Source organism: Streptomyces sp. CB02959 (assembly GCF_002803155.1).
In the GTDB taxonomy this organism is placed as follows: Bacteria; Actinomycetota; Actinomycetes; order Streptomycetales; family Streptomycetaceae; genus Streptomyces.
On the sequence record NZ_NNBP01000009.1, the window covers coordinates 95746 to 121569 of the forward strand.

Consider the following 25824-nt stretch of genomic DNA (forward strand, 5'->3'; position numbering starts at 1 on the left):
AGTTGGCGTACGCGGGGCCGGAGGCGCGCCGAGGGCGGCGGGGCCCGGTCAGGGCCGGCCGTGGTCGCGGAGTCGACCCACCTCGTAGCCCCGTTCCGCGCAGGTGTCGAGGATGCGCGGGAGGGCCCCGAGGGCGGAGCGCCAGGCACCGGGGGCCGAGGTGCAGTCGGAGTCGTGCAGGAGGATCGTGCCGCCGCCGCGCAGGTCGCGGGTGACCGTGCGGTGGACCGACTGCGGGGTGGCCGAGGCGGTCCAGTCCTTGCCCCAGCAGGTCCACAGGACCGGGGTGAGGCGCAGGCGGCGGGCGGCCAGATGCGCGGCGGTCGACATCACCCCGTACGGGGGCCGGAAGAGCGCGGGGGCGCAGCCGGTGAGGTCGCCTACCGCGTCCCGGGCGCGGGCCAGGTCGTCGTGGGTAGCCCGGGGGCCGCGCAGGAGCAGGGGGCGGTGGAGCCAGCCGTGGACGGCGATCTCGTGTCCGGCGGCGGCGATGTCGCGCACCAGGCCGGGGCTCCGGTGGGCCTGGCTGCCGAGGAGGAAGAAGGTGGCGGTCACCCGGCGTTCGGCCAGCGTCCGGAGGAAGAGGGGGGTGGACCGCGGGTCGGGGCCGTCGTCGAAGGTGAGGGCGACGTGGCCGGCGCTGCCCCGGCCGGCCAGGCGGGGCATGACGCGGTTGCGCAGCGGCCCGAAGGTGGCGGCGACGGGCGCGGCGTGGGCGGCGGCGAGGGCGGGCAGTACGGCGCAGGCGGTGGTGCGGAGCAGGCGGGTGCGGGTCATGAGCGGTGGCCCTCCGGGTGGTGGCCTGCGGGTGCGTGGAAGTGGGCCGCGTCGTCGAAGTCGAGTTCGTGGCCGAGGGCGTGGATGAGGCGGGGGCCGTCGTGGGTGGTGGCGACCGCGGTGCCGATCGCGCCCGCCCAGACGGTGCAGGCCACGACGGCGGTGGTGACGAGTCGCCGGACGGCGGGGCGGGCGCGCCGCCTGGGGGCCGGTGCGATGGCGGGGCGGGCGCCGGTGCGGCTGACGCGGACGATCTCGGCGGCGGGGCCGTCCGGCGCCCCGGCGAACAGGGCGAGGCCCGCCTCGCGTTGGAGGAGTCCGCGCGGTCCGTCGATCAGGTCGCCGAGGACCTCCGCGAGGTCGGCGGGGTCGCGGATCCAGGCGGCGACGCCTGCTTCGTCCAGTGCGGCGGCGTTGGTCAGGCCGTGTCCCGGTATGCAGCGGTAGCTGGCGACCGGCAGGCCGGCGGCGAACGCTTCCAAGGAGGTCAGGCCGCCCGCGTTCTGCACGAGGACGTCGGCGGCGCGCATCAGCGCGGGCATGTCGTCCGTCCAGCCGAAGGCGTGGTCGATGCCGTCGGCGCGCAGCTGTGCGGCCAGCGACTCGTTGCGGCCGCAGGCCACGACCGGCACGGCGGCGCCGCTGTCGCGCAGTTCCCGGGCCACCCGCCGCACCGGTCCGACACCCCAGGATCCGGCGACCAGCAGGGCCAGCGGGGCGTTCGCCGGCAGTCCGAAGTGAGCGCGGGCCGCGCCGCGGGCCCGTGCGTCGGCGGGGCGGAACCGGGGGTCGGTCACCGGTCCGCGCACCCGGACGTCCGGCGCCCCGGCCTGGCGTGCCTGGGCCGCGGGGACCGCGTGCGCCGCGAGGTGGACGTCGACGCCGTCGGCCACCCACAGCGGGTGCACCGAGAAGTCGGTGAGGTAGGTGAGGACGGGGACGGTCAGCCGGCCGTCGAGCCGGAGGTTGCCCAGTACGCGGCTGGCGCCCGGGTAGGTGGAGACGACCGCGCGGGTGTCCGGCGGCAGGGCCCGCAGCATGCGGTCCTCGGCGGTGCGGAGCAGGGCCCGGGCCAGTGGGCCGCCGCCTCCGGCGCGCTCGGTGCTGCGGTGGACGCGCTGGTAGGCCCAGGGGGCCTGGACGAGCATCCGGTGGTAGCCGTCCCGTACGAGCCGGCCGATCCGGGCGGGCAGCAGGTCGAGCAGGTCGAACCGGTCGACGGTGAGGCCGTCCGCGGTGAGCCGGCGGGCCAGTTCGGCGGCGGCGCCGTCGTGGCCTGCGCCGATGCTCGCGGAGACGATCGTGACGCGGTGCGCCGTGGTCGCCGTCGGCGCCGGCCGGGGGCGCAGGGCGGCGGCTGCGAGCGCGCGCAGGTGTGCCGTGCTTCCGAGGTAGAGCATGGTGTGTTCTTCCGCAGCAGGAGCAGGGGACCGAGCGCTCCGCGGTGCAGCCGGAGCGGAGCCGGGCGGCGAAACTCTACAACATGTAGTAGATCAACTCGTACAACATGTAGGAGCTCGTGCGCAGAGCGGTTCGTCCGCGCACCGGAGGCCCGTTTTCTACAAGCCGTAGTAGCTCCGGAGTAGGCTGGGGCGCCGAACGGGAAGGGCGATGAACGGTGCACGAGCGGAAGCACGACGACAGCGGCGAGGCATCCGGCAGGCGGGCCCGCGGTGAGCTGGAGAGCGGCGTACTGGCCGCCCTCTGGGGCGCCGAGCAGCCGCTCACCGCCCGCCAGGCCATGGAGCGGCTGCCCGGCGACCTGGCCTACACCACCGTGCTGACGATCCTGACGCGGCTCTACGACAAGGGCATGCTGGTCCGGCACCGCGCGGGCCGCGGCTACGCCTACGCGCCGGCCCGGGACGAGGCGTCCCACACCGCCGAGCGGATGCGCACCCTCCTGGAGCGCGGCTCGGACCGGGAAGCGGTGCTCACCCGCTTCGTCTCCGAACTCTCCGAGGAGGACGAGCAGTTGCTGCACCGACTGCTCGCCGGACCGGACGCCGACCGCACGGACGAAGGGCGGTGAGCAGGTGACGATCAGCGTGTACGTCCCGCTCCTGATCACCTTCGTCCTCGCCGTGCTCGCCCCCCGTGCGGCACGGCGACTGCCGCCGCGGCCGTCGGCCTGGTCCCTGGCCTGCGCCGCGCTGGTGACCGCGACCGGCTGGCTCGGATCACTGGCCCTGCTGGCGTTCACCGGCCTCGCGCAGATCCCCGAGGTCGCCCGGGAGGGCCACTGGTCGGTGTCCGCGCTGCGCGCCCAGGACCCGGTCTCGCTCGCCGTCGCGGCCCTCAGCGCGGCGGCCCTCGCCTGGAGCGCGGTGTCCCTGGGGGTGGCCGCCGTCCGCCAGGCCCGCCAGGTCCTCCGGGCCCGGCAGGAGTGCGCCCGGATGCACGGCGGCACGGAACTGACCGTGCTCGACGACGACGTCCCGCGGGCCTTCGCCCTGCCCGGCGCACCCGGCCGGATCGTGGTGTCCCGCGGCATGCTGCGCAGCCTCAGCGACGAGGAGTGCACGGCCCTGCTGGCCCACGAACGGGCCCACCTCCGCGGCCGGCACCACCTCTTCCAGGTCGTCTGGCAGCTCGCCACCGCCGCCAACCCCCTGCTCCGCCCGATGGCCGACGCCGGCGCCTTCGTACTGGAGCGCTGGGCCGACGAAGCGGCGGCGGCCCGCGTCGGCAGCCGCACCGTGGTCGCCCGCGCCGTCGGACGAGCCGCCCTGGCCACCTCCGCCGCCGCCCGGCCCGGGACGCTGGCCGCGACCGGCGGCCCGGTGCCCCAGCGGGTACGGGCCCTGCTCGCACCCCCGCCCCCGCCCCGCACCCTGCCGTTCGCGGCGGGCGCCCTGCTGCTCACCGTGTGCTGCGCCAGTCTGGCCAACGCCGCATCCGACAGCGACCAGATGGTCGAGCGCGCCCAGCGGGCACGGTGCCTGGCGCAGGTCATGACCATGGACGCCCCGGGAGTCGAACGCCCTCGGCCGGACGTCGGGGACTGCCGCGACCATCACGGGCACCGGGACCGCTGAAGGCCCCGGTCGGGGTCACTTCCGGAATCCGTGGTGGACGTCGCGGCGGGCTTCCACTGGCTGTCCCGCCCGACCAGCCCGCCGGGCCGGGCAGCGACGCGCGGCTTTTCCCACCGTCGGCCCGGGGCAAACCCGTTGACCGGTTGTCCCATCTCACCTTTCCCGTGCCGGACGGGACCCGACGCGCCACCGGCGAGCACCGTAGGCTGACCGGTGCAGCTGGTTCGCCCCGTCCGCCAGGCGGGAGGCGTCGCAAGAGGGAACCCGGTGGGAATCCGGGACTGCCCCGCAGCGGTGAGTGGGAACGACCGCCGTCATACGCACTGGGCCCGGCCGGGCCTGGGAAGCGACGGCCATTAGGAGTCTCGTACGACACGGGACACGCCCGCGAGTCCGAAGACCTGCCAACTGCCCGTGCGCGAAGGACTCGCGCACGGACATCCCGGTGACCCCGAGGGCGGGCTGGGGGTGCCCCCGGACGAAGTCCGGGGGAGTACATACCAGGCGGACCAGCGCGCCCTGTCGGGCGACGGCGCTCCGTCGGGTCCGTCACCCCTTCGCGCTCTCGTCCCGTTGCCGGGATCTCAGGGATTCATCTCGCGAAGGAGATCTCCGTGACCGTCAACTCCGCAGCCGTGACCGCACGGGCCACCGTGTACGGCTACCCCCGGCAGGGCCGGCACCGGGAGCTGAAGCAGGCCGTCGAGGGCTACTGGAAGGGCCGCGTCACCGCCGACGCCCTCCGCACCACCGCCGCGGAACTGCGCCGGACCCACTGGCAGGAACTGGCGGACGCCGGCATCGACGAAGTCCCCACCGGCGACTTCTCCTACTACGACCACGTCCTGGACACCAGCGTCATGGTCGGCGCGATCCCCGAGCGTCACCGAGCGGCCGTCGCCGCCGATCCGCTCGACGGGTACTTCGCGATGGCCCGCGGCACCCAGGACGTCGCACCGCTGGAGATGACCAAGTGGTTCGACACCAACTACCACTATCTCGTCCCGGAGTTGGGCCCGGACACCGCCTTCGTGGCCGACTCCGCACGGCAGGTCGCGGAGCTCACCGAGGCCCTCGCCCTGGGGCTGACCGCACGGCCGGTCCTGGTCGGTCCGGTCAGCTACCTCCTCCTCGCCAAGCCCGCCCCCGGAGTCGCCGACGGCTTCGATCCGCTCACCCTCCTCGACCGGCTGCTGCCGGTGTACGCCGAGATCCTCTCGGATCTGCGGGCGGCGGGCGCGGAGTGGGTACAGCTCGACGAACCCGCCCTCGTCCAGGACCGCACCCCGGCCGAGTTGAACGCCGCCGCGCGCGCCTACCGCGACCTCGGCGCCCGCACCGACCGGCCCAAGCTGCTGGTCGCCTCGTACTTCGACCGGCTGGGCGACGCCCTGCCGGTGCTGGCCAAGGCCCCGATCGACGGGCTGGCGTTGGACTTCACCGAGGCGGCCGCGGCCAACCTGGACGCGCTCGCCGCCGTCGGCGGCCTGCCCGGCAAGCGCCTGATCGCCGGTGTCGTCAACGGCCGCAACATCTGGGTCAACGACCTGGAGAAGTCGCTGTCCGTGCTGGCCACGCTGCTGGGCCTGGCCCATCAGGTCGACGTGGCCGCCTCGTGCAGTCTGCTGCACGTCCCCCTCGACGCGGCGGCCGAGCGGGACATCGCACCGCAGATCCGGCGCTGGCTGGCCTTCGCCCGGCAGAAGACCGCCGAGGTCGTCACCCTCGCCAAGGGCCTGGCGCACGGCACCGGCGCCATCACCAGCGAACTCTCGGCCAACCGCGCCGACCTGGCGTCCCGCGCCGCCTCCCCGATCACCCGCGACCGGACCGTACGGGCCCGCACCGCGGCCGTCACCGAGGCCGACGCACGGCGCTCCCAGCCGTACGCCGAGCGGGCCGCCGCCCAGCGCGGTCACCTTCGCCTGCCGCTGCTGCCGACCACCACCATCGGCTCGTTCCCGCAGACCGGCGAAGTGCGCACCGCACGCGCCGACCTGCGGGCCGGACGGATCGACACCGCCGGCTACGAGGAGCGCATCGAGGCCGAGATCCAGGAGGTCATCTCCTTCCAGGAGAAGGCCGGGCTGGACGTCCTGGTGCACGGTGAGCCCGAACGCAACGACATGGTCCAGTACTTCGCCGAACAGCTCACCGGCTACCTCGCCACCCGGCACGGCTGGGTGCAGTCCTACGGCACCCGCTACGTCCGCCCGCCGATCCTCGCCGGCGACATCTCCCGCCCCGAGCCGATGACGGTCCGCTGGACGACGTACGCCCAGTCGCTCACCGAGCGCCCGGTCAAGGGCATGCTCACCGGCCCGGTCACGATGCTCGCCTGGTCCTTCGTCCGCGACGACCAGCCGCCGGCGGAGACCGCGCGCCAGGTCGCCCTCGCACTGCGCGACGAGGTCGCCGACCTCGAAGCGGCCGGGACGTCGGTCATCCAGGTGGACGAGCCCGCGCTGCGGGAGACACTGCCGCTGCGGGCCGCCGATCACCCCGGCTATCTGGCCTGGGCCACCGAAGCCTTCCGGCTGACCACCGGCGGGGTGCGCCCGGACACCCAGATCCACACCCACATGTGCTACGCCGAGTTCGGTGACATCGTGCAGGCCATCGTCGACCTCGACGCCGACGTGATCAGCCTGGAGGCCACCCGCTCCCACATGCAGGTCGCCCGGGAGCTCGCCGCCCACGGCTACCCGCGCGAGGCCGGCCCCGGCGTGTACGACATCCACTCCCCGCGCGTGCCGAGCACGGCGGAGGCGGCGGACCTGCTGCGCGCCGGTCTGCGGGCCATCCCCGCCGAGCGCCTGTGGGTCAACCCCGACTGCGGACTCAAGACCCGCGACTGGCCGGAGGTCCGGGCCTCCCTCACAAGTCTGGTCGCCGCGGCCCGGGCGGTGCGCACGGAGCTGTAGTGCGCGGCCCGTGGGCACCGCGCCCGCCCCGGTCCTGGTGACCGGGGCGGGCGCGCCGCGCGGTCCCGGCGCGGACGACTCGTGCGCCCGGCCCGCCGCCGCGGCACGGTCACGCCCCGCCCCGCGGTGTCACAGCTCCGCGTCGAGCGGGAGGCGGTGGACGCCCGGCAGGTACTGGTCCAGTTCGCCGGGGGTGAAGCGGGCCATGCCGACGACGTGCCAGAACTCGCCGGCCACCTCGCCCTCGTACTTGTAGCCGCCCTCGGGGGTCAGCGCCGCCCAGCCGCCGGGGACGCCGATGAGCGTGGCGTGCGGGGTGGGCGGGCCGTCCGGCGCGGGGACGTTCCACAGGCGGACCGTGCCGTCCTCACCGCCGCTGGCCAGGAGGGTGCCGTCGGGGCTGAAGGCGAGGGAGAAGACCCGCCCGGTGTGGCCGGTGAGGCGGGCGGTGCGGGTGCCGGTGCGGGCGTCCCAGAGGCAGATGACGCGGTCGTCGCCGGCGGTGGCGAGCAGCGGCAGCCGGGGGTGCGCGACGGCCGTCCAGAGCCGTCCGTGGTGTCCGGTCAGGACGTGCTCGGGCGCGCCGTCGCGCCAGACGATGGCGGTGCCGTCCCAGGAGGCGCTGGCCAGCCAGTCGCCGTCGGAGCCGAAGGCGACGGCGTAGACGCGGTCGCCGTGGCCTTCGAGTTCGCCCGTCAGGCGGCCGCTCTCCTGGTGCCAGAGGCGGACCCGGCCGTCGTCGCAGCCGGTGGCGAGGGCGGTGCCGTCGCCGCGGAAGGCGATGGACCGCACCCGGCCCCGGTGGTCGGCGAGGGTGGCGACATGGGCGCCGGTGGCGCGCCACCACAGGCGGACCGAGTCGTCGTCGTTGGCGGTGGCGAGCAGCGTGCCGTCGGAGCTGAACGCCTCGGCCCAGGTGTGGTCGGTCTCCACGTCGATCTCGCGGAGGTATTCGCCGGTCACGGCGTTCCACAGGTAGACGTCGCCGTCGTTGCTGGCGGTACCGAGGATCGGGCCGGCGGGGCTGAAGACCGCGGAGATCAACCGGTCGCCGCGGCCGGTGAGTTCGGCGGTGCGGCGGCCGGTGCGGGCGTCCCAGAGGCGGACGATGCCGTCGTTGCCGCTGGTGGCGAGGCGGGCGCCGTCGGCGCTGAAGGCGACGGTGTTGACCCGGCGGCCGTGGCCGCGCAGGATGCGCTGGCCCTGGCCGGTGTCGGCGTGCCAGATCTGGGCGCCGCCGTCGTTGCCGACGGTGACGAGCTGGCTGTCCTGCGGGCGGAAGCGGCAGGCCCAGGCGGAGCCGCGGTGTTCGACGGGCTGCTGGCGCAGCAGGCTGATGGCGCGGTGGCCGCCGGAGAGGGCGACGCGCCACAGGCGGACGGTGCCGTCGCTGTCGCAGGCGGCGAGGAGCCGTCCGCCGTTGCCGAACATCACCTGGTAGACGGCGCCGGTGCACCGCTCCAGGGCTCCGGCGGGGGCGCCGACGACCGGGTCCCACAGCCTGACCTGGCCGTCGGTGTCGCCGCTGACGAGGAGGGTGCCCTCGGGGTGGAAGTCGAGGGTGTAGACGCGGCCGGTGTGGCCGGTGAAGGTGTGCAGCAGGCGGCGGTCGGCGAGGCGCCAGACGCGGACCGTGCCGTGGCCCTCGGCGCCGTGGTCGCCGGTGGCCAGGAGGGTGCCGTCGGGGCTGAACCGGGCGCGGAACACGGCGCGTTCGTGGCCGTCGAGGGTGCCGGTGCACTTCCCCGTGCGGGTGTCCCAGATGCGGAGGTGGGCGGCGGCGTCGCCGGTGACGAGGGTGTGCCCGTCGGCGCTGAACACCGCGGTGTAGACGGGGGCGGTGTGGCCGGGGAGCTGGTGCAGCGGTTCGCCGGTGGCGGCGTCCCAGAGGGTGACCAGGCCGTCGGCGTCGCCGGTGGCGACGAGGGTCCCGTCGTCGTCGAGGGAGACCGGCCAGACGCCGCCGGGGTGGATGTCCAGGCGGTGCAGCTGGCGTCCGGAGACCGGGTCCCACAGGCGTACGGTGCCGTCGGCGCCGCCGGTGGCGAGCACCCGGGAGCGGAACTTCACGGCGTAGACCCGGCCTTCGTGGCCGTGCAGGGTGCGCAGCGCGCGGCCGGTGTCGGCGGCGCAGACCAGCACGCCGCCGTCCTCGCTGCCCACGGCGAGGAGTTCGCCCTCGGGGCTGTACGAGAGGGGTTCGGGCAGCCGGCTGGTGCGCATGTCGAAGCCGTACGGGACGCCGACGGCGGCGGGGCGGAAGCCGACCTCGACCGGCATGCCGGGGGCGAGGGCGGCGGTGCGCAGTTCGGGGGCGGCGCGGACCTGCGGGTCGGTGAGCGGGTCGATGAGCGCGGCGCGGTGCCAGCGGCTGCGGGTCAGGCGGGCGCCGCGCAGGTCGGCGCGGGTGAGGCGGGCGCCGCGCAGGTCGGCGCCGGTGACGTCGGCGCCGGAGAGGTCGGCGTGGTCGAGGCGGGCGCCGTTGAGGCGGGCGTCGCGGAGTACGGCGCCGGAGAGGTTGGCGCCGATGAGGCGGGTGTCGGTGAGGTCGGCGCCGGTGAGGTCGACGCCGGAGAAGTCGCGGCCGGAGAGGTCCTCGCCGGAGAGGCGGGCGGCGCGCAGGTCGGCGCCGGCGGGCACGCGGAGTCGGTCGATGACGCGGACGGCGTTGGCGCGGGCCGCGTCGCTGACACCGGGCCCGGGGGTGTTGAGGACGGTGCGGACCCAGGCGGTGCTCAGGTCGTGGTCGGCGAGGTCGCAGAAGAACTCGGCGGCGAGGGCGCTCAGCGGGCGGGCGGCCAGCAGGGTGCTGTCGCCGTCGGCGAGGCGGTCGGCGGCTTCGCGGGCGATGAGCCATTCGACGACGGAGCCGTGGATGAACTGGAACAGGCCGTCGTCGGTGCGGATCAGCAGGCTGCCGGCGCCGACGGCCTGGGCGCTCTCCTGGGTGGTGAGGGTGGTGCCGGCGAGCCCCGCGAGGGCGGTGCCGACGGTGTCGGTCAGTTCGTCGAGGTGCAGACCGCCGCGGCCGGTCTCCCACAGGCGGCGGGCGAGGGCGGTGACGGCGGCCCAGAGGTGGTCGAGGGTGAGGCCGGGGGCGGCGCCGGGACCGCCCTGACCGCGGCGTTCCTCGTGGGCGAGCCAGGAGGTGAAGACGTCCTCGTAGAGCCGGGCGGGGCTCAGGGCGCGCCCGGCGCCGGCGACGGCGCGCAGCTGGTCGGGGTCGAGGTCGGCGACGAAGCTGAGCAGCCGGGGGTTGGCGCACAGGGCGAGCAGGTCGGGGATGTTGCCGAGGAGTTCGAAGCGGCGGTCGGCGGTCTCCTCGTCGCCGTAGCGGTTGACGAGGTAGGCGCGGATCTGTTCGGGGACGAAGCCCTCGACGGCGAGGATGCGGCGCTGCGGGAGCAGGCCGATGCGTTCGCCGAGGGCGGTGAGGATCTGGTCCTGCGACTTGAAGTGCTGGGTGCGGCTGCTGACGACGATCTTGGCGTTGTCGACGGCGGCGTTGAGGAGGACCTGGAGGTGGTCGGCGGCGCGGTCGTAGCTGACGCGGTTGACGAGTTCGTCGAAGCCGTCGAAGAGGAGGACGACGCGGCCCTGGCCGAGCATGTAGCGCAGGGCGCGCAGGTCGATGGTGTCGACGTCGTGGCCGGCGAGGTGGGCGGCGACGAGCCCTTCGAGGCTGTGCGCGCGGTCGAGGGTGTGCAGGGGGATGAGCAGCGGGGTGAGGTGCGGGAGGCATTCGGGGATGCGGCGGGCCAGTTCGCGCAGGGCGAAGGTCTTGCCGTGTCCGAAGTCGCCGAGGAGCAGCACGAAGCGGCCGTGGTCGGTCTCCAGGAGCTGGAGCATGGCCTCGACGAGGTGGTCGCGTTCGTCGGCGTCGGGGCGTTCGGCGTCGCGGTAGCGCTGCGGGAGGTAGAGGTCGGGGGCGTAGCGGTCGTCGTTGCTGAGCCGGGCGGTCTGGGCGGCGACGTAGGTGCGCAGGTCGAGGAGGCCCTGGAACTCCAGGAAGCTGCGGACGCGGACGCCGCGGCGCCCGGCGCGTTCGCGCAGGGACTGCTCGGGGGGCGGGCCGTCGTGGACCAGCTCGGCCTCGGAGCCGGTGTCGGTGGCGTGGGCCTGGGCGAGGAAGCGGTCGAGTTCGGCGTCGGTGGGGGTGCCGGGGTGGACGGCGATGCGCTGCTGGCGGACGACGCCCTCGTCGCTCCAGGTGACCATGATCTGGGCGAGGTCGTCGGGGGCCGAGCGGGGGACGTCGCGGAGGCGGACGCCTTCCTGGCGGGCGCGGCAGACCTCCTTGACGCGTTCGGCGAGGGAGTCGGCGGGTTCGTCGACGGCGCGGTTGTCGGCGGGCCGGACGTCGGCGGGCGGGGTCACGGTCTCGCCGGGCGGGGCGAAGATCCGTCCGGCGCCGTGCCAGCTGACGGGGAAGACGGCCGGTTCGGTGCCGCCGGCGCCGGTCCAGCGGGTGACGCCGTCGTCGGTGATCCGCAGCAGCTCGAACCCGGCGGGGGCGGCGGGACCGTACAGCGGCAGGGTGCCGTTCTGGAGCGGGAGGTGGTCGTGGGACGGCTCGCCGCCGGTGGTGCGGGGGCCGCCGCTGGGGCCGTGCAGGACGAAGTGGACGCGGGGCGCGGCGAGGCGGGTGAAGGTGTCGACGTCGCGGAGCGTGCCGGGGCCTCCGGGGGCGTCCTGGGGGCGGCGGCGGCCGGTGAGCGGGTGGCGGAGCGCGCCGATGCGCAGCCAGCCCTCCTCCTCGTAGCCGCGCAGCGCCTCGGCGAACCAGGCGGCCTGGTCGCGGCCGAGGAAGCCGTACTGGTCGTCGGGGCGGTGGCTGGCGGCGATGGAGGAGTTGAACCCGGCGACGACGGTGTGGAGTTCGGGCACCGGGAAGAGGGTCCAGGGCTGGTCGCTGTCGAAGACGGTGTCGAGGCCCTCGTAGAGGCCGCGGAAGAGGCGGGTGTAGTGGCGCCACTTGGGCCAGTACGGGGGTTGCGGCGGGATCTCGTCGGCCTCGCAGGTGTGGAAGTAGCCTCGGCAGGCGGCCTGGCTGACGTCCTGGTTCCCGGGGACGACGACGACGCGCTGCGGCGGCAGGTCGAGCTGGGAGCGCAGCCCGGTGAGGAAGCTGAGGGCCTGGTCGCATTCGCGGGGGCTGCCGGAGGCGGTGAGGTCGCCGGTGACGACGAGGAGGTCGGGCGCGGGGGCGCCGGCGTCCTTCAGTTCGACGAGGTCGCCGCGGATCTCCCGGCGCAGCGCGTCCGGTTCGCGGCCGCGGCCGAAGTCGGGGCCGGCGAGGTGCAGGACCGTCAGGGCGCCCTGGTCGCGGACCGCGCCGGGGGCCTGCGGGTACCGGGGCGCGCGGGCGGGGCGGCGGCGGCCGGACCAGCCGGTGCGGCCGAGCGGACGCTGCCGGTCGTCGTCGGCGGCGGTGGCGGGCAGCTGGAAGGAGCCGGTGGCGGTGAGGGAGCCGGGGTAGCCGGGGCGGCGGCCGGGGCGGGCGTGGCCCTCGACGGCCTGGCCGACGCGGGTGAGCAGCAGGCTGCGGGCGGTCGCGGCGTCGGCGACGCCGACCAGGTCGACGTAGGTGATGGTGGCGAGGAGGCCCTCGATGGGGATGTCCTCGACGCGGACGGTGAGCAGCTTGCGCTCGGGCTCCTCCGGTTCGGCGCGGAGCGCGGCCTGCCATTCCATGCGGCCGTAGGTGGAGCGGCCGTAGTGGCCGGAGAGGACGGCGATGACCGCGACGGATTCGCTGACGCCGCGGTCCATGAAGTCGATGAAGTTGGTGCCGGCGACGAAGTCCCACGCCTGGATGACGGTGCGGTACCCGGCTTCCTCCAGGGTCCATGCGATCCAGGACGCCCATTGTTCGTCGGCGGGCGAGTAGCTGATGAAGAAGTCCAAGTCACGTGTCCGGCCGAGAAGTTCCCCGTCAGTCGCCATGTCCCCATCGTAGAGGTCGGGGGGTGGCGGGGCAGGGGGTTGGAAGGATCACGCGGGGTGTCCGTCAACGGGCGGCAGGGCCGCGGCAGCAGGTGGCACCGGGGCCCGAGGTCCTCGCGGCCGCGCGGTCGGCCCGCTGTCGCGGCGGGTGTCCGCACGTCGGCGGCGAGGGGACCGCGGCCGGTCCCGGCGCTCGCGGTCTCCCCTCTCCCCCGCCCCGTCCGGCCGCGTGTGCGAGGCTGTCGGGCGTGCGATTCCTCAAGCGTCTTCATCCCCTGGACTGGCTCGCCGCCGGGCTGCTCGCCTGCGGCCTGGTGTGCGTGGCCACGGGGCTCCTGCCGACCGCGCCGGCCGGGGACGCGATGGCGCGTATCGGGCCGCTGCTGGTCTTCCTGGCGACGGTCATCGTGATGGCCGAACTGACCGGCCGGGCCGAGGTGTTCGACGCGGTGGCGTCCTGGGTGGCGCGGACCGGGAAGGGCAGCTATCCGCGGCTGTTCGGGCTGTGTGTGCTCTTCGCGTCGGTCACCACCATCGTGCTGAACCTGGACACCACGGCGGTGCTGCTGACGCCGGTGATGCTCGCGCTGGCCGGGCGGGTGGGCATCGCGCCGGTGCCGCTGGCGATGACGACGGTCTGGCTCGCCAACACCGCGAGCCTGCTGCTGCCGGTGTCGAACCTGACGAACCTGCTGGCGTCGAACCGGGTCGGGCTCTCCCCCACCGCGATGGCCGCGACGATGGGCCTGCCCCAACTGGCCGCCGTAGCGGTGACCATGGCGTGCCTGTGGGGTTTCTACTGGCGGCGCGGCCGGCGGGGCTCGGAGGCGTACGTTCCGCCCGAGCGGCGGGCGCCGGCCGATCCGGTGCTGTTCCGGGTGTGCGCGCTGGTGTGTGCCGGTTTCCTGCTGGCGATCCTCGTCGCGGACGTGCCGCTGTGGTCGGCGTCGCTGACCACGATGCTGATCGTGGTCGTCGCGTTCGCGGTGCGGCGCCCCGCCGAGCTGCGGTTGTCGCTGGTGCCGTGGCGGCTGCTGGTGCTGGTGCCGGGGATGTTCCTGGTCGTCGAGACGGTGAACGCGCACGGGCTGCACACGCTGCTGACGGCCGCGATCGGGCCGGACGGCGGCCTCGGCGGCATGCTCCGCTCGGCGGGCGTGGGCGCGGGCCTGTCCAACGTGCTCAACAACCTGCCGGTCTACATGGCGGGCGAGGCGGCGGTGCCGGTCGGCAACCACCACCAGTTGCTGGCGCTGCTGATCGGCACCAACGTCGGCCCGCTGGTCACTCCGTGGGCGTCGCTGGCGACCCTGCTGTGGTTCGAGCGGTGCCGCGGCCAGGGCACGGTCATCCCGCTGCGGCGCTTCGCGGGCACGGGGTTCGTGCTGGCCGTGACGGCGACGCTGGCGGCGACGGTGGTGCTGGCCCTGCAGTGAACGGCCGGTCCTCCTCCCCCGCTCAGGCCGCCCGCACGCGTGCGACCACGTCGAGCAGGTACGTCAGGGTGTCGCCGCGGGCGGCGACGAAGCTGCGGTCGGTGTCCGGGCCGCCGGAACCCACCGTGAAGGGGCCGCCGGTCAGGGTACGGAACTCCACGCCCGCCTCGGCGGCCAGCAGGGCGCCCGCGGGGAAGTCGATGCCCTCCGCGCGGTAGCCGACGAAGCCGCCGATCGCACCGCGCGCCAGCATGCTCCAGCCCAGCAGCGGCGCCCACAACTGGAGCACCCGCCGGGTGCGGGACTCCAACTGGCCCCGCAGGCCCGCGGCCACCGGGTCGGCCCGGTCCACCGCATGGCCCTGGGTCCAGGCCACCACCGGTCCGCTGCGCGGCACCGCGCCGGTCGGCCCCGGCAGCGGGTCGGGGCCGCAGGACGCGCCCTGGCCGCGGACGGCCCGCCAGGTGGAGCCGGTGACCGGTTCGTGCACCACGCCGACGACCGGCGCGCCGTCCACGCACAGCCCGATGCCGACGGCGTACGCGGTCAGGCCGATCGCGACGTTGTTGCTGCCGTCGAGCGGATCCACCAACCAGGTGCGGCGGCCGACGGCGTCGAGGAGGCCCGCCTCCTCGGACAGGATCCGGTCGTGCGGGAAGTGCGTCTGGAGGCGGGCGAGGATGAGTTTCTCGGCGGCCAGGTCGAGGTCGGTGACGACGTCGCCCGCGGCGTCCTTGAGGCCCACCGCGCGGGCCGTGCCGAAGCGGCCGCGCAGCAGGGCCCCCGCCTCCTCCGCCGCGGCCACGGCCACCCGCGTCTCGCTCGCGTAGGGTGCGGCGTCCCGGTCACTCGCGCTGCTCGGCATGGATCCTCCTGAGTGCTGTGCGGACGGTCCGTTCGGTGTGTTCCGCACCGCACAGCCGACGCACCGTACGGTGGCCTCGGCCGTGCAGGGGACCCAGGGACAGGTCGGTGTGGCCGGGCAGCGACCGGCCGAGCACCAGGGTGGCGGCGGGCTGCCCGCGGGTGACGACGGTGGCGTGGAACTCCCCGGCCGGCAGGCTGTACGTCTCGCCGCTGCCGCTGGAGGCGGCGGGGCCCGGTTCGCAGTGCACCAGGCGGGAGGTGGGCCGCAGTTCGTCGACGCCCGAGGGGGCGCTGAAGACCTCGAAGATCCGGTGGGTGGGGGCGTGCGCCTCGTCGGTCACGGTGACCGGGAGGTTGCCGACCCGGCCGTAGAGGACGTAGCTGCGCAGCTCCCAGCTGTGGGCGTGCATGGGGTCGGCGGTGGGGTCGGCGGGGGTGCCGGTGCCGAAGAGGTGGACGCAGACGCCGCGGGCGCCGTCGCGGACGAGCGGCAGGCACAGGAAGCCGAGCGGATGGCGGACCGCGCGTAACTCCCTTTTGCCGCAGGCGATGTCCTCCAGGGCGCCGGTGACGCTGGCGCGGGGCGCCTCCCGCGGGGCGCCGGGCCGGAGCAGTCGGTCGAGCGTGTCGTAGTCCATGAGCCGCGCCGAGGCGTCTCACCTCCGGTAGGGGTCCTCAGCGTGCAGGGCTTTCTCGACGATCTCCGCGACGTCGGCGTCGCTGAACACCGAGGGAAGGGGGAGGTCGACGTCGTCGAAGACCGTGCGGACCTCGTCGACGGTCGGCTCCTCGCCCAGGGGGGCGATGCCGCGCAGGTCGAGGCGGACGGCCTGTTCGCGGCTCTGGTGCAGCTCGGTGACGTAGTAGTCGTAGAGCGGCTGGTCGCGGGCGACGAGGAGGTTGACGCGGTTCGGGTCGTCCTGGGTGATGATCAGGCAGGACTCGGAGAGGTCGAAGCGGAGGGTGGGGACGCCCCGGGAGAGGTGGACGCTGATCTCCAGGGTGTCCAGCCGCTGGCGGAACCAGCAGGCGGCCAGGACCGTGGCGTACGCCTCCTTGCGGGTGCGGTCTGCGGTCCAGGCGTCCGCCGCGTCGTCGTTGCGGCGGCGGGCGAAGGTCTGGCGGAAGCGGGCGTAGGCGGCGCAGGCCCGCTCGTCCGCCGGGTTGATGATGTCGATCTTGACGCTGAGCTGGGCGCGCTGGCGGGTGGCGGCCTCGACGCAGCGGGGCAGGGTGACGGCCCGCAGGTAGGTGCCGGTGCCGCCCTTGAAGTACCAGCGGTTGGTCTGTGCGCGGGCCCGCTCCAGCGCGTCGCCGACCTGGTCCCCCGAGAGGGAGCGGACCATGGCGAGGTCCTCCAGGGCGCGGCGGGTGCCCTCGGACGCCTGCTGGATGTCGGACTTGCGGCGCACCCGTTCGGTCATCGAGCCGACCGCGAGCGAGCCGAGTACCAGCAGCGTCGCACCGGACGACACCTTGTCGCTGATGACGTCGCCGAGGACGTCCATCAGGCCGATGGTCAGGCCGAGGCCCACGGCGATCAGTCCGTCCAGGTTTCTGATCGCCCAGGCGACGACGAACTCCACCCGCCCCACACGCTGTTCCACGTCGAGTCCCCCTCCCCGTTCACTGGCATCGTAGGAGGAAGGGGACGGCTCTGGCCAGGGCTACCCGGCGGCCTCAAGATCGTTTCCACGGCGGGGAGTTGCCGCACCCGGGCCCGTGGCGTGGCGCCGGATCCGGCCGGTCCGGGACGAACGCCCTTCCGCGGCCGCGTGGCCGCCGACCACGGCCTCCGGGACGAGCACCGGCAGGAATACCCCGCGACGACCGGGCCGCGCCGCCCTGCGGGCCCGGCGCGGGGAGGGGGCCCGGCGCGGGGAGGGGGCCCGGCGCGGGGAGGGGGCCCGGCCGCGGCCGGATCCGTACGGCTCCGGCCGCGGATCGGGGGATCCCGCGCCCCGTGCGGATACGGTTTCCGCCACCGCCCAGGCATGCGAACGGCCGGGGCGAGGAGGCGTTCGGCGGCCCGGCGAGCGGCCGGACGCCGGACCGCGCCGGCGCAGGGGTCGCGCCCCCGCCGTGGGCCCCCGAGGCGCCCCGGCGTCCGAGACGTCAGCGGCGTGCCGCTCGACGGCGCACTCCCCGGTCACGGTGGCGGGACCGTGCCGGATCCGCACCGGCTTCCCCGCGCCGCGGGCCTTCGCCCGCCCACAGATGGTCGGACGTCCTAGTAAATCCACCCCCGGCCGCACACCGAACCCCCATCCGACGCGAACGGCCGCCCCGTGCCCGCCTCTTGACATAGGACGCGCGAATGCGGGCCGTCCGCCGGCCGGCCGATGCCGTGTCCGGATATTCACCACGCGTGAGCACGCCGTCCGAATAGCGGGCACTCACCCCGTTCACGCAGCGTATCCCCGCAGACTCGGGCCCAATGATCGTCTCAAGCAATGGACAGGCACGCCCATGACTCGGAGTATCACCCGGTCACCCCAGGACTCCCCGCGGGCCGTGCAGGATGCTGCGCCCCCGTTGTCCCACGGCCTCAAACAGCGCCACCTGTCGATGATCGCGCTCGGCGGGGTCATCGGCGCGGGGCTCTTCGTCGGCTCCGGAGTCGGTATCGCCGCGGCCGGGCCGGCCATCGTCCTCCTCTTCGCGGCCACCGGCGCACTGGTCATGTTGATCATGCGGATGCTCGGTGAGATGTCCGCGGCCCGGCCCTCCACCGGCTCGTTCTCGGTCCACTCCGAGGAGGAACTCGGCTCCTGGGCCGGCACCACCTCGGGCTGGATGTACTGGCTGATGCTCTGCGCCGGTGTCGCCGCCGAGGCGACCGCGGCGGGCGCCATCATGCACTCCTGGGTACCGTTCCTCCCCGCCTACGGCTGGGTGGCGGTCTTCATGGTGTTCTTCTGCGCCAGCAACCTGACCGCGGTCAAGAACTTCGGCGAGTTCGAGTTCTGGTTCGCCACCATCAAGGTCACCGTGATCGTCGCCTTCCTGGTGCTGGGCGTGCTCGGCATCCTCGGCGTGTTCGGCACCGCGCCCGGTACGAGCCACCTCACCGGCCACGGCGGGTTCTTCCCGACCGGCGCCGCCGGACTCGCCGCCGGACTGCTGACCACCATCTCCGGTTTCGCCGGCCTGGAGACCGTCACCATCGCGGCCGCGGAGTCCGACCAGCCGAGCCGCAACGTGGTCCGTGCGGTCCGTACCGCCGTCTGGCGCATCGCCGTCTTCTACATCGGCTCCATGGCCGTGGTGGTCACCCTGGTGCCGTGGAACGACCCGAAGGTCGCCACGGTCGGCCCGTACGTCACCGTGCTGGACCGGCTGGGCATCCCGGCGGCCGGCACGATCATGCAGGTCGTGGTGCTGGTGGCGCTGCTCTCCGCGATGAACGCCAACATCTACGGTTCGTCCCGCATGGCGTACTCCCTCGTCACCCGGGGCCAGGGCCCGCGGTTCCTGGGCAAGGTCACCAGGGGCGTGCCGACCGCGGCGGTAATCGCGTCCTGCATGTTCGGCTTCGCGGCCGTGATCGCCGGCATCGTCTGGCCGACCACGGTCTTCGCCTGGCTGCTGAACATCGCCGGCTGCTCGGTGCTGGTCGTCTGGTCCATCGTCTGCCTGACCCAGCTGAAGATGCGCCGCCGCCTGGAGCGCGAGACGCCCGAGCTGCTGCTGGTGCGGATGTGGGGCTTCCCGTATCTGACGTGGCTGGCGCTGGCGGCCATCCTCGGCGTCTTCGCCGTGATGGCCACCTCCTCGGACGGCCGTCAGCAGCTCGTCGGTACCGCCGTCGTGGTCGCGGCGCTGATCGCCGGGGACCGCCTCAGGCAACGGCGCGACCGGCGCACCGCCTGACCGCAAGCGCGGCCGGCACGCACTGTGGCCCGCCCGTGGGAGGAATCCCGCGGGCGGGCCGCAGTGCACGGGGACGGCAGCGGCGCACGGCCGGGCCGCGGGGAACCAACCCACGGACTCGTCGGGCTGCCCGGCGCGCCGTGCGGAGCGGGCGGGAGGCCGGTAGGGGGTGCCCGGGACGCGGCGCCGGGCACCGCGCCGCCCGGCTCAACCGGTGGTCACGGCGAAGACCACCAGGAACACCGCCCAGCACAGCATCACCAGCACGGTGCCCGTCACCTGGGTACGGAGCGACTGCGCCCGACCGGGCATCAGCCAGAAGGCGAGCAGCCTGTTCAGCAGCGGCAGCAGCAGCCACGTCAGGATGGCGACGCTCAACACGTTCGAGAGGAACAGGCCGAGGTATCCGGGCACCCCGAGGGCGGCCAGCCGGGAACCCACGGTGAGGTCCAGGACCTTGACGGTGGGATACAGGGCCAGCAGCACGGACATGGCCTGCTTCCAGTTGGGCGGTGCGCCCTCTTCCACGCTCGTGTCGAAGCGGAACCAACTGCCGAACGCGGACCCGACCTTGCGCACGTCGTAGGAGACGAAGAAGGCCCGGCCCTCGTCCAGGAGTTTTTCGCGTGCCGGGGATTCCAGCCAGGCATCGAGGTGCGGGCGGTTGTCGAATCGGAAGACCGCCACCCATCTGCCCTGGACGCCCTTCACCGGGCGGAACAACTCCGAACCCATGAAACCGGGAAAAGCCCGCTGAGCCGCCAGCACCCGGTCCTGCCAGCGCACGAATTCCGGTTCCTGGTCGGGCCGGACCACATGGGAGATCACCGCCGTCACCGAGTCGTGTACCGGGGTGCCGCCGACGAGGACTTCCTGGGTGGGGGGCTCCTCGAACAGGTCGCCGCCCTGCTCGATCAGTTCGTGGCGGGCCTCGGAATCCAGCCAGGTCGACAACTGGTCGAGGTGCGAGAAGCGGAAGACGACGACCCACTCGTTTCCCCCGGCGCCGGCGGAAGCGCCTCCGGGGGAATCCGGCGGATACAGCTCCGTACCCTCGAATCCGGCGAACCCCCGCACGGTCTCGCTCGTCCGATCCTGCCAGCGCCGGTAGTCGTCCTCACGACCCGCCCGGACCTTCTGCGAGATCACGACGGTCGCGACGTCGCTGCGGGAGCCACGGCTTGCACGGGAACTCACCCTTACTAGACTAAACCAGAAAAGGACATACGGTACAAACTTCCACCTTCGAATCGTTGAATCGTCGAGGTTCCGCTCGAAGTGCGGGTCTCCGGTGACGTGAAAGTCCTTTCGGCGTGGAGGTTCTTTTGACGTGGAGGTTCTTTTGACGTGAAGCACGGGGCGCGAAAGCGGCTCCTGCTCATCGGGGTTCATCCGCCCATCGAGGATCAAGCGCGACGCTCTGCTCGGAGGCACCGATCATGGGGCACAGAGAATTCATGGCCGAGGCGGTCGCGTTGGCCGCCGAGTCCGTCGAGAAGGGCTGGGGCGGTCCGTTCGGCGCGGTGATCACCCGCGACGACCAGATCATCGCGCGGGGCCAGAACCGCGTGCTGCTGACGGCGGATCCGACAGCGCACGGCGAGGTGGAAGCCATCCGCAAGGCGGTGCAGTTCCTCAACCCCGAGGCGCCCACGGTCTCCGAGGAACACCGGAACGAGTACACGCTGGAGTTGGTGCCCCGTCCGGCGGGGTCTCCGGACGTCCTGCCGGAACGTGCGCGCATGCTCCAGGGCTGCTCGATCTACACCAGCGGCGCCCCCTGCCCGATGTGCATGAGCGCCATCTACTGGTCGCGGATCGACGCCGTCTACTACAGCTGCGACTGGAAGGCCACCGAGACGATCGGGTTCAGCGACGCCTTCCAGTACGAGGACTTCCGGAAGCCCCCCAGCGAGCGGAGCATCACCATCGCGCAGATGTATCCCGAGTTGGGCGCCCATGCCTACCAGGCGTGGGCGGACAAGCCGAACCGCCACCCGTACTGACGGTCTTCCCTCCGTACGCCCGGGAGCACCGGATGGACCTCGACACCATCACCGCGGTCGTGACCGCACCCACCCGCGCGGCCCAGGCGACCTGGAAGCCGGGCGACGCCTGGCTCGCCGGCGGCACCTGGCTGCTCTCCGCGCCCCAACCGCGGCTCCGCCGCCTCATCGACCTGCGGGGTTTCGGCTGGCAGCCGTTCCGGGTCGACGCACACGGGTTGGAGATCGCGGCCACCTGCACGCTGTCCCAACTCTCCGACATCACCGCACCGGTGGAGTGGACCGCGGCCCCGCTGATCGCCCAGTGCCGGCAGGCGCTGCTGGGGTCGTTCAAGGTCTGGAACGAGGCCACCGTGGGCGGCAACCTGTGCCTGGCGCTGCCCGCGGGCCCGATGATCTCGCTCACCGCGTCCCTCGACGGCAGCTGCACCATCTGGCGGCCCGACGGCGGAGCCCGGCAGGTCGCAGCGGTCGACTTCGTCACCGGTCCGCAGCGCAACGTGCTGGCACCCGGCGAGCTGCTGCGCTCGGTCACCCTGCCGGCCTCCGCGCTCCGCTGCCGTACCGCCTTCCGCTGTATCTCGCTGACCCCGCAAGGCCGTTCCGCGGCGCTGCTCATCGGCAGGCGGTCCCCGAAGGACGGTTCGTTCGTGCTGACCGTGACCGCCTCCACCGTCCGCCCGGTGCGCCTGGCGTTCCACGGACTGCCCGGGTCGGCGGAGCTCCGCGCCGCGCTGGAACGGGCCGTCCCGCCGCGGCTCTACCACGACGACGTGCACGGAGCCCCCGCATGGCGGCGGCTCATGACCCTCCGGTTCGCCGAGGAGATCCGGTCCGAGTTGGCGTCGTCACGACAGGAGGAGGGACGGCGATGAGGGTCGAGGTCAACGGCCGGTTCTTCACCGGGGAGCCGCGCCCCGGGCAGTGCCTGCGCAGCTATCTGCGGGAGCTCGGCTGGTTCGGCGTGAAGAAGGGCTGCGACACCGGGGACTGCGGTACGTGCACCGTGCACGTCGACGGGCGGCCCGTGCACAGCTGCCTCTTTCCGGCGTTCCGCGCGGCCGACCGCCGGGTGACCACGGTCGAAGGGCTCGCCGACGAGGCCGGGTTGCATCCGGTGCAACGGGACTTCCTGGCGGCGCAGGGTTTCCAGTGCGGCTTCTGCACGGCGGGGTTGATCATGACGGTGGCCGCGCTCGACCCCGGGCAACGGCAGGACCTCCCCGCGTCGTTGAAGGGGAACCTGTGCCGGTGCACCGGTTACCGTGCGATCGAGGACGCCGTCCACGGAGTCGTACGGGTCGAGGAGGATGCCGAGGGGCAACCGCTGGGGCGGAACCTGCCGGCGCCCGGCGGCCCGCAGGTGGTGACCGGCACGGCCCGCTACACCCTCGACGTCCACGTCGAGGGCCTGCTGCACATGAAGCTGTTGCGTTCGCCGCACGCCCACGCCCGGATCACGGCGATCGACACCGGCGCCGCCCGTGCCGTGCCCGGAGTGCGGGACGTGTTCACCCACGAGGACGCACCGTCCCGGCCGTACTCGACGGGGCGGCACCAGGACCTCACCCTCGACCCCGCCGACACCCTGCTCTTCGACGACGTCGTCCGCTTCGCCGGGCAGCGGGTCGCGGCAGTGGTGGCCGACAGTGCGGCCGCCGCGGAGGAGGGCTGCCGCAGGCTGGCCGTCACCTACGACGTACTGCCCGACGTGTTCGACCCCGAGGTGGCGATGACGCCCGGTTCCCCGGTGCTGCACGGCGACAAGGGGCCCGCGCAGCACCTCGCGGACGCCGGCCGCAACATCGCCGCCGAGGTGCACGGGGACATCGGCGACGTGGCGGCGGCCTTCGCGACGGCCGACGTCATCCACGAGGACACCTACGTCAGCCAGCGCCTCCAGCACGCGCACCTGGAGACCCACGCCTCGATCGCCTGGCTGGACGCCGCCGGCCGCCTCACCGTGCGGACCAGCAGCCAGGTGCCGTTCCTCACCAGGGACGCCCTGTGCACCCTCTTCGACCTGCCGAGGGAGAAGGTGCGGGTGCTGTGCGGTCGCGTCGGCGGCGGTTTCGGGGCCAAGCAGGAGATGTTCACCGAGGACGTCGTCGCCTTGGCGGCGCTGCGCACCGGGCGGCCGGTGCAGCTGGAGTTCACGCGTGCCGAGCAGTTCACCTCCACCGCCGTCCGCCATCCGGTCAGTGTGCGGGTCAAGGCCGCGGCCCGGCGCGACGGCACCCTCACCGCACTGCAACTGCGGGTCGTCTCCAACACCGGCGCCTACGGCAACCACGCCAGCACCGTGTTCCACGGCTGCAACGAGTCGATCGCCGTCTACCGCTGCGCGAACAAGAAGGTCGACGGATACTCCGTCTACACCAACACCGTGCCCTCCGGGGCCTACCGCGGATACGGGCTCAGCCAGACGATCTTCGCCGTCGAATCGGCGCTGGACGAACTCGCCCGTGCGCTGTCCATGGACCCGGTCGCCTTCCGCGAACGCAACGTGATCCGGCCCGGCGATCCGATGCTGAGCTTCAGCGCCGAACCGGACGACGTCGAGATCGGCAGCTACGGCCTGGACCAGTGCCTGGCGCTGGTCGGCGAGGCGCTGCGGCGCGGCAACGGCGTCCGGCCGCCGGAGGGGCCGGACTGGCGCTTCGGGCAGGGCATGGCGCTGGGGATGATCGACACGATCCCGCCCTACGGGCACCACGCCGAGGCCCGGATCTCGCTACGCGCCGACGGGCACTACGAACTGGCCGTCGGTACCGTCGAGTTCGGCAGCGGTACGACGACCGCGCACCGGCAACTCGCCGCGAGCATGCTCGCCACGCGTCCCGAGCGGATCCGCATCGTGCAGGCGGACACCGACCGGGTCGGCCACGACACCGGGGCGTTCGGCTCCACCGGGATCGTGGTCGCGGGACTGGCGGCCACCCGGGCCGCGGAGGCGCTGCGCGCACGCGTCCTGGCCGCCGGGGCGCGCTACGCCGGTGTCGAGCCGTCGGCATGTGCGCTCGCCGGCGACCACGTGCGCTGCGGTGAGGCCCGTATCCCGCTCGCCGACCTCGCGACGCGGTCCCGGGCCGCCGGTCAGGAGTTGTCCGCGACCGGGACGAGCGAGGGCTCCCCCCGTTCGGTCGCGTTCAACGTCCAGGGTTTCCGGGTCGCGGTGCACACCGGAACGGGCGAGGTCAGGATCCTGCAGAGCATCCATGCGGCCGACGCCGGCCGGGTCGTCAACCCGATGCAGTGCCGCGGGCAGATCGAGGGCGGCGTCGCCCAGGGCGTCGGCACGGCCCTGTACGAGTCGCTGCCGCTGGCCGAGGACGGACAGCCCGTCACGACCTCCTTCCGCGACTACCACGTTCCGACGTTCGCCGACGTGCCGCGGACCGAGGTGTACTTCGCCGACACCGCGGACGTGCTGGGGCCGCTGGGCGCCAAGTCCATGAGCGAGAGCCCGTTCACCCCGGTCGCCCCCGCCCTGGCCAATGCGGTCCGGGACGCCACCGGGATCCGCTTCGGCACCCTCCCGTTGTCCCGTGACCGCGTCTGCCTGGCCCTCGCCGCCGAGCGCGAGGCCACCGCCGGGGCGTATCTCACACTCGGGCAGCGGTCCTGAGGTCGCGGTCGAAGGCGCGGATGTCCTCCTCCGTCAGGGTCGTCCGGATGTGCGCGATGGCCTGGAGGTAGTCGCCGGTGAGCCGGGCCGGGTCGACGGCCTCCTCCTCGCCCGAGGCCAGATGGCGTTCGAAGGCGCTCTGGGCGGCGGTGCGCGCCGCGTACTCGATGTCCGCCGGGGTGAAGCGGTCACTGGCCTCGACCAGCGCATCGAGTTCGATGCCGGCCGCGCGGTCGGGACCGATGTAGCGGATCCAGATGGCGCGTCTGGCCTGGGGGTCGGGCGGGCCGACCGGGATGAGGTAGTCGAAGCGGCCGGGGCGCAGGAACGCCGGATCGAGGGACCGCACGACGTTGGTGGCGCAGATCAACAGCCGGCGTTCGCCCCGCCGGAACTGCGGGATGAGCTTGAGGAGTTCGTTGGTGACGCGGTGTGCCAGCGTCGTCGGATCGTGCCGCTCGGAGGCGATCTCCTCCGCCTCGTCGAAGAACAGCACGGCCTGCTCCAGGTGCTCCACGCGGGCGAACAGCCGGCGGAGCCCGGCCGCGACACCGTGTGCGTCATCGGCGAGCTGGTAGGGGAACACCTCGATGAACGGCCAGCGCAGCCGGGAGGCGACCGCCCGCGCGAAGGTGGTCTTGCCGGTTCCGGGCGGGCCGAAGAGCACCACGGCGCGGGGCGGCACCAGCTGGTACTGCCCGGCGACCTCGGGGTGCTCCAGCGGGAGGACCAGGCGGCGTTCGATCAGCGTCTTCTCGGCGCTCATGCCCGCGATGCTGTCCCACAGGCCGTCGTCCGGGACCACCCCGCCGAGCTGGTCGAGCAGGGTGGCCTCGGCGGAGTCCGCGGCCAGCTGCTTCTCGACGTAGCACAGGTCGGGACGGCTCACGTATCCGGCGCGGGTGAACGCCCGCTGCCCGGCCTCGTCGTCCGGCAGCAGCGCCCCTATGCGGCGCACCCCGGACCGCCCCAGCCGCTCTTCCAGGGCCGTCAGCAGCGCCTGCCCGACGCCGTGCCCCCGCCACGGCCGGCCGACCGCCATCCGCAGGACCCAGGCCCGTTCCTGTGCCATCAGGGTCACCGCGGCGCCGATGATCTGGTCCCCCACCACGGCCACCACGGCAGGCGCCTCGGCGTGCAGTGCGCTCACCGCCTCCCCCAGGGTCGCCGCCAGGTCCACGCCGGTGTCCGGCGCCTCCTCCCAGATGCGCACCACCTGGTCCAGATCACTCTCCTCCAGCGCGCGGACCCGCCATGGGGACATTCCTCATCACCTCTCCCGAGTGATGTCGATGGATCGCGCCTCGGAGCGTCGGGGGCGGGCCGCTC

The 25824-nt window shown here is 73.7% G+C and carries 16 protein-coding genes and 1 riboswitch; of the genes, 8 read left to right on the plus strand and 8 right to left on the minus strand.

What is annotated here, in order from left to right; all coding sequences use genetic code 11:
• Positions 1 to 48 precede the first annotated feature (48 nt).
• Together CG747_RS16550 and CG747_RS16555 are read right to left on the minus strand one after the other, a co-directional pair.
• Positions 49 to 777, minus strand: coding sequence for a polysaccharide deacetylase family protein (locus CG747_RS16550; protein WP_100602499.1), 729 nt, complete (start codon positions 775 to 777; stop codon positions 49 to 51).
• Positions 774 to 2177, minus strand: a complete 1404-nt coding sequence (locus CG747_RS16555; protein WP_107490311.1) for a glycosyltransferase — start codon at positions 2175 to 2177, stop codon at positions 774 to 776. The genes CG747_RS16550 and CG747_RS16555 overlap by 4 nt, the downstream gene beginning before the upstream one ends.
• Positions 2178 to 2395: 218 nt before the next feature.
• Here CG747_RS16555 and CG747_RS16560 point away from each other — a divergent pair, with 218 nt between their 5' ends.
• The 3 genes from CG747_RS16560 (at position 2396) to metE (ending at position 6739) form a co-directional block, all read left to right on the plus strand.
• Complete coding sequence (locus CG747_RS16560) at positions 2396 to 2809, plus strand: BlaI/MecI/CopY family transcriptional regulator (protein ID WP_100602500.1); 414 nt, start codon at positions 2396 to 2398, stop codon at positions 2807 to 2809.
• A 4-nt stretch (positions 2810 to 2813) separates the two neighbouring features.
• Positions 2814 to 3815, plus strand: a complete 1002-nt coding sequence (locus CG747_RS16565; RefSeq protein ID WP_100602501.1) for a M56 family metallopeptidase — start codon at positions 2814 to 2816, stop codon at positions 3813 to 3815.
• Between the two features lie 203 nt (positions 3816 to 4018).
• A riboswitch (cobalamin riboswitch) is annotated at positions 4019 to 4239 on the plus strand.
• A gap of 190 nt (positions 4240 to 4429) precedes the next feature.
• Positions 4430 to 6739, plus strand: coding sequence for a 5-methyltetrahydropteroyltriglutamate--homocysteine S-methyltransferase (gene metE / locus CG747_RS16570; RefSeq protein WP_100602502.1), 2310 nt, complete (start codon positions 4430 to 4432; stop codon positions 6737 to 6739).
• A gap of 129 nt (positions 6740 to 6868) precedes the next feature.
• Here the strand turns inward: metE and CG747_RS50705 are convergent, their stop codons facing one another.
• Positions 6869 to 12685 carry a TIR domain-containing protein gene (locus tag CG747_RS50705; RefSeq protein WP_100602503.1) on the minus strand — a complete coding sequence of 1939 codons (5817 nt, stop codon included), beginning with the start codon at positions 12683 to 12685 and terminating at the stop codon, positions 6869 to 6871.
• Between the two features lie 248 nt (positions 12686 to 12933).
• On the opposite strand from CG747_RS50705, the gene CG747_RS16580 reads away from it, so the two are divergent.
• On the plus strand, positions 12934 to 14121 hold the full coding sequence (locus tag CG747_RS16580; RefSeq protein WP_257980461.1) for an SLC13 family permease: 1188 nt from the start codon (positions 12934 to 12936) through the stop codon (positions 14119 to 14121).
• Between the two features lie 22 nt (positions 14122 to 14143).
• On the opposite strand, the gene CG747_RS16585 is transcribed toward CG747_RS16580, so the two are convergent.
• Genes CG747_RS16585 through CG747_RS16595 form a run of 3 tightly spaced genes read right to left on the minus strand, consistent with a single transcriptional unit; the run spans position 14144 to position 16595 of the window.
• Positions 14144 to 14986: an inositol monophosphatase family protein gene (locus tag CG747_RS16585; RefSeq protein WP_100602504.1), complete on the minus strand. Its 843-nt coding sequence runs from the start codon at positions 14984 to 14986 to the stop codon at positions 14144 to 14146.
• A complete protein-coding gene (locus CG747_RS16590; protein WP_100602505.1) occupies positions 14967 to 15626 on the minus strand; it encodes a hypothetical protein in 660 nt (219 codons plus the stop codon). The genes CG747_RS16585 and CG747_RS16590 overlap by 20 nt, the downstream gene beginning before the upstream one ends.
• Positions 15627 to 15644: 18 nt before the next feature.
• Positions 15645 to 16595, minus strand: coding sequence for a hypothetical protein (locus CG747_RS16595; RefSeq protein WP_257980462.1), 951 nt, complete (start codon positions 16593 to 16595; stop codon positions 15645 to 15647).
• 862 nt (positions 16596 to 17457) lie between these two features.
• Here CG747_RS16595 and CG747_RS16600 point away from each other — a divergent pair.
• On the plus strand, positions 17458 to 18861 hold the full coding sequence (locus CG747_RS16600) for an amino acid permease (protein WP_100602507.1): 1404 nt from the start codon (positions 17458 to 17460) through the stop codon (positions 18859 to 18861).
• A gap of 207 nt (positions 18862 to 19068) precedes the next feature.
• Here the strand turns inward: CG747_RS16600 and CG747_RS16605 are convergent, their stop codons facing one another.
• Entirely contained in the window at positions 19069 to 20058 is a 990-nt protein-coding gene (locus CG747_RS16605) for an antibiotic biosynthesis monooxygenase (RefSeq protein WP_257980463.1), read from the minus strand.
• A 242-nt stretch (positions 20059 to 20300) separates the two neighbouring features.
• Between CG747_RS16605 and CG747_RS16610 the strand changes: the two genes are divergently transcribed.
• From CG747_RS16610 to CG747_RS16620, 3 genes are read left to right on the plus strand one after another with little or no spacing between them, the layout of a single operon-like run.
• The gene (locus tag CG747_RS16610; RefSeq protein WP_100602509.1) at positions 20301 to 20867 is read left to right on the plus strand and encodes a nucleoside deaminase; all 567 of its coding nucleotides are present in this window, start codon (positions 20301 to 20303) and stop codon (positions 20865 to 20867) included.
• Positions 20868 to 20899: 32 nt separating this feature from the next.
• Entirely contained in the window at positions 20900 to 21742 is an 843-nt protein-coding gene (locus tag CG747_RS16615; RefSeq protein ID WP_100602510.1) for a xanthine dehydrogenase family protein subunit M, read from the plus strand.
• Complete coding sequence (locus CG747_RS16620; RefSeq protein WP_100602511.1) at positions 21739 to 24495, plus strand: molybdopterin-dependent oxidoreductase; 2757 nt, start codon at positions 21739 to 21741, stop codon at positions 24493 to 24495. The genes CG747_RS16615 and CG747_RS16620 overlap by 4 nt, the downstream gene beginning before the upstream one ends.
• Here the strand turns inward: CG747_RS16620 and CG747_RS16625 are convergent.
• Entirely contained in the window at positions 24473 to 25759 is a 1287-nt protein-coding gene (locus CG747_RS16625; protein WP_100602512.1) for an ATP-binding protein, read from the minus strand. The two genes, CG747_RS16620 and CG747_RS16625, sit on opposite strands and share 23 nt — an antisense overlap.
• Between the last annotated feature and the right edge of the window lie 65 nt (positions 25760 to 25824).

Coding starts and splice junctions, on each gene's coding strand:
- CG747_RS16600 (WP_100602507.1), top strand. CDS start 17,458: ATGACTCGGAGTATCACCCGGTCACCCCAGGACTCCCCGCGGGCCGTG.
- CG747_RS16610 (WP_100602509.1), top strand. CDS start 20,301: ATGGGGCACAGAGAATTCATGGCCGAGGCGGTCGCGTTGGCCGCCGAG.
- CG747_RS16620 (WP_100602511.1), top strand. CDS start 21,739: ATGAGGGTCGAGGTCAACGGCCGGTTCTTCACCGGGGAGCCGCGCCCC.
- CG747_RS16555 (WP_107490311.1), bottom strand. CDS start 2,177: ATGCTCTACCTCGGAAGCACGGCACACCTGCGCGCGCTCGCAGCCGCC.
- CG747_RS16585 (WP_100602504.1), bottom strand. CDS start 14,986: ATGCCGAGCAGCGCGAGTGACCGGGACGCCGCACCCTACGCGAGCGAG.
- CG747_RS16615 (WP_100602510.1), top strand. CDS start 20,900: ATGGACCTCGACACCATCACCGCGGTCGTGACCGCACCCACCCGCGCG.
- CG747_RS16625 (WP_100602512.1), bottom strand. CDS start 25,759: ATGTCCCCATGGCGGGTCCGCGCGCTGGAGGAGAGTGATCTGGACCAG.
- CG747_RS16550 (WP_100602499.1), bottom strand. CDS start 777: ATGACCCGCACCCGCCTGCTCCGCACCACCGCCTGCGCCGTACTGCCC.
- CG747_RS16590 (WP_100602505.1), bottom strand. CDS start 15,626: ATGGACTACGACACGCTCGACCGACTGCTCCGGCCCGGCGCCCCGCGG.
- CG747_RS50705 (WP_100602503.1), bottom strand. CDS start 12,685: ATGGCGACTGACGGGGAACTTCTCGGCCGGACACGTGACTTGGACTTC.